Origin of the sequence: Bradyrhizobium sp. SHOUNA76 (assembly GCF_023006445.1) — a bacterium.
Lineage (GTDB): Bacteria > Pseudomonadota > Alphaproteobacteria > Rhizobiales > Xanthobacteraceae > Bradyrhizobium.
Map to the genome: position 1 here is coordinate 1 of NZ_JALBHA010000599.1, position 3493 is coordinate 3493.

The 3493-nt window shown below is 65.8% G+C and carries 4 protein-coding genes and 1 pseudogene; 2 read left to right on the forward strand and 3 right to left on the reverse strand.

All coding sequences use genetic code 11. From position 1 onward, the window contains the following. The coding region (locus tag MOV74_RS34020) for a cell division ATP-binding protein FtsE (RefSeq protein WP_246931356.1) at positions 1-449 on the reverse strand (449 nt) is incomplete at its 3' end. A 151-nt stretch (positions 450-600) separates the two neighbouring features. Here MOV74_RS34020 and MOV74_RS34025 point away from each other — a divergent pair. Further along, positions 601-1479 (forward strand): MJ0042-type zinc finger domain-containing protein, encoded by an 879-nt coding sequence (locus MOV74_RS34025; protein WP_246931357.1) that lies wholly within the window; start codon positions 601-603, stop codon positions 1477-1479. Positions 1480-1528: 49 nt separating this feature from the next. Then, positions 1529-1903: a response regulator gene (locus MOV74_RS34030; RefSeq protein WP_028139933.1), complete on the forward strand. Its 375-nt coding sequence runs from the start codon at positions 1529-1531 to the stop codon at positions 1901-1903. 99 nt (positions 1904-2002) lie between these two features. On the opposite strand, the gene MOV74_RS34035 is transcribed toward MOV74_RS34030, so the two are convergent. Both MOV74_RS34035 and MOV74_RS34040 read right to left on the reverse strand, forming a co-directional pair. After that, positions 2003-3154: a DUF4175 family protein gene (locus MOV74_RS34035; protein WP_246931358.1), complete on the reverse strand. Its 1152-nt coding sequence runs from the start codon at positions 3152-3154 to the stop codon at positions 2003-2005. Next, a pseudogene (locus MOV74_RS34040) lies at positions 3142-3493 on the reverse strand (TIGR02302 family protein); the annotation flags it as partial. The gene MOV74_RS34035 and the pseudogene MOV74_RS34040, both read right to left, overlap by 13 nt.

Below are 3493 nucleotides of genomic sequence, written 5' to 3' on the forward strand. Positions count from 1 at the left end.
CGCGCGATCGCGGCGCGCTGCTTCTCGCCGCCCGACAGGATCGGCGGCAGCGCGTCCATGCGCTCGCCGAGTCCGACCCAGCGCAACAGATCGATCACCTCCTTGCGATAGCTCGACTCGCTGCGCCCCATAACGCGGAACGGCAGCGCGACGTTCTCATAGGTCGTCATGTGATCGAGCAGGCGGAAATCCTGCAGCACGATGCCGATGCGCTTGCGCAAGTCGGCGATCTCGTCCTTGCCGAGCTGCGAGATGTCATGACCAAACAGATTGACGAGGCCCCGCGTCGGCCGATGCGACAGGAACAAGAGGCGCAGCAGCGAGGTCTTGCCGGCACCCGACGGGCCGGTGAGGAACTGGAACGAATGCGCCGGGATCTGGAAGCTGAGGTCGCGCAGAATCTCCGGCCCCAGACCGTAACGCAATCCGACATTTTCGAACCGAACCAAGCTCAGCTCCGTTCGAGAGGGGCGCGGGTCGCACTGCTGCGCTCCGCCATACGCGATCAACGGGTTTTGCGGCCGTTATGGTTTCCGGTTCGTTAACGGTCGCCCTGTAGCATACATGGTCAAGTCCTCGTTCATGCATCAAGGCTCGTCCATGCATATCGTCTGCCCCCATTGTATGACATCCTACGCCATCAAGCTTGCGAGCCTGGGGGCGAACGGACGGGCAGTCCGCTGTTCCCGCTGCAAGGAGACCTGGATCGCCCATGCCGAGGATGCCATCGAGGAGGCATCCGTCCCGGCCATGGCCGCAGCCAGCCAGGCTGACGACCAGTCCGACCTCGCCGAGCAGTGGAACTCCTATGCCAGGGACGACGGCGCCGCTGATGCGCCTGTCGTCGACAGCCCCTCGATCGCCAGCGACTGGCCCGATGAAGAGGCCAAGGAAACCGAGGACGAGTGGTCAGCGGCGGCCCGCGAGGCCGAAGAGGAGGTCGTCGGCGCGCAGCATCAGTCCTGGTTCCGCGGCCTGTTCGGCCGCCGTGGTGCGCGGGTCAGCCGCCCGGCTCCCACCATTGCGCCGCGAAAATCCTATTTCGGCCTGCCGACCGCCTGCGCCGCCATGGGCGCGCTGGTGCTGGGGCTGGTGATCTGGCGCGGCGACATGGTGCGGCTGCTGCCGCAGACGGCGGCGTTCTACAAAATGGTAGGGCTCGAGGTGAACCTGCGCGGCCTCGCCTTCAAGGACGTGAAGCTCTCCAGCGAAACCGTGGACGGTAAGCAGGTGTTGGTGATCGAGGGCGTGATCGTCGGCGAGGGCAAGAAGCCGCTCGACATCCCGCGGCTGCGCTTTGCCGTGCGCGACGCGCAGGGCGCGGAGATCTATGCCTGGAATACGGTGCTGGAGCAGACCGTGCTGCGGCCCGGCGAGCGCGCCTTCTTCCGCTCTCGCCTCGCCTCGCCGCCGCCCGAGGGCCGCAATATCGACGTTCGCTTCTTCAACCGGCGCGACATTGCCGGCGGCAGCGTATAATCAGCTTGCAGAGTCCTGCACGGGAAGGTTCGTCCCAGAGGTTGATCTGATGCCGAAAATCCTGATCGCCGACGACGAGGATTCGATGCGCACGCTGGTGGCGCGCGCCATCGCCATGGACGGCCACGAGACCGTCACCGCGCAGGACGGCGCCGAGGCGCTGGAGATACTGACCCGCGAGGACGGCGCCTTCGACCTGCTGCTTACCGACATCCAGATGCCCATCATGGACGGCATCGCGCTGGCGCTCTCCGCCGCGCGCGATTTCCCCGATCTGACCATCCTGCTGATGACCGGCTTTGCAGACCAGCGCGAGCGCGCCTCCAACCTGAACGCACTGGTGCACGACGTCGTGACAAAACCGTTCTCGGTCGCCGACATCCGCACGGCGGTGGCGGACGCGCTCGCGGCGAAGAAGGGGTAGCGGGCGGACTGAGCTCGCAGTTCGTAGCCCGCATGAGCGCAGCGACATGCGGGACGCGCGGCCCCGGATATCGCTGCGCTCATCCGGGCTACGAGAGGCTCAAAAATCCTTCAGCAGCCGCTCGATATAATCGAGCTCGATCTGCGGGCGCGAGCTGTCGCCGAGGCGGCGGCGGAGTTCTTCGAGGATGCGGCGGACACGCTGGGCGTCGATCTCGCCGGGGATCTTGACGGAGTAGTCGTCGCTGAGATCGCGACCGTGAAGCGGGCGGCCCAGCGGATCGGTCTGATTGCCGCCGCTCTGCTGACGACCGGCCCGATTGCCGGGACCATCGCCCTGCCCGTCGCCATCGCCCTGCTGCATCGCCTCGGCCATCTTCTGCGCGCCCTTGCGCATCGCATCGAGTGCCTTGCCCTGTGAATCCACGGCACCGTCGGCATTGCCCTCGCCGAGCTTTGAACCGGCATCACCCATGGCGCCGTCCGCGGTGTCGAGGCTGCCATCGTCATCGCCGTCGTCGCCGTCCTGATCGCCGTTCTGGCCTTGGTCGCCCTGCTGGCCTTTCTGTCCCTGTTGACCCTGCTGTCCCTTCTGACCCTTTTGTCCCTTCTGCGCGAGGCCGCGCTTGGCGAGCTCGTCCTGCAGCTTCTTCAGGCGGTCGCGCAGCGACTGCTGATCCTGCTGGAGGTCCGACATCGACTGGTCGCCCTGCTTGCCGCGCGAGCGGTCCCGCCGGGAGTCCTGGCCCTGCTTGAAAGTCTTGTCGCGCAATTGCTGCTGCTTGCGGATCATGTCGCTGAGCTCGTTCAGCGCCTGCTCCATCTCGCTCTCGCCGGATTGCCCGGGCTGCGCCATCTGCAGATTTTCCATGATCTGCGCGAGCTGCTCGAGCATGCGCTGCGCGGCCTCTTTATTGCCCTCGCGCGCCGCCTTCTCGATCTGCCGCAACAGATCGTCCAGATCCCGCTGCGTGATGACGGAACGATCGCGACTGGAAGATTGGCTTCTCTCCGTGGCGCGCTTGTATTCCTCGAGCTTCTGAATGGCGTCGGATTGGTTGTTCAGGCTCTTCCCGGACTCCTTCTGCCTGAGGCTGTCGCCGGAATCCTGCATCGCCTTTTCCGCGCTGTCGAGCAGCGCATCGGGATCCTGATCCTGCTGGGCCGCGACCGGGGATACGCCTCCCAAGAGGACGGCGAGACAGGCGATCGACATCGCCTTCAAGACTGGCACGCGTGCTAGCTTCCGCATTTCCGGTCCCGCGTAAACTGGTTGGTCTTGTCGTCCCCCGCCTTGTTGGCACGGCTGTTCGCCGACTTCCGATAGGCTTGAAGCTGCTCGCGCAAGACGTCCTGCTGCTGCGCCAGCTCTGCGAGCTGCTCGGGCGTCGCATGCTGGGTCTTCTGCCGCAGCTCGATCGCCTTGTCGAGGATGAGCTGGACCTCCGCGGGGAACGGCTGCCGGGCCCCGAGCGGATTCTGTTCGGCGCGCCGGGCGAGATCGCGCACCTTGCCGGCCATGGCCTCACGAAGCTTCTGCGTCAGCACCCTGAGCTCGTCCTCGCTGGCACCGCGCTCCAGGGCCGCCTTG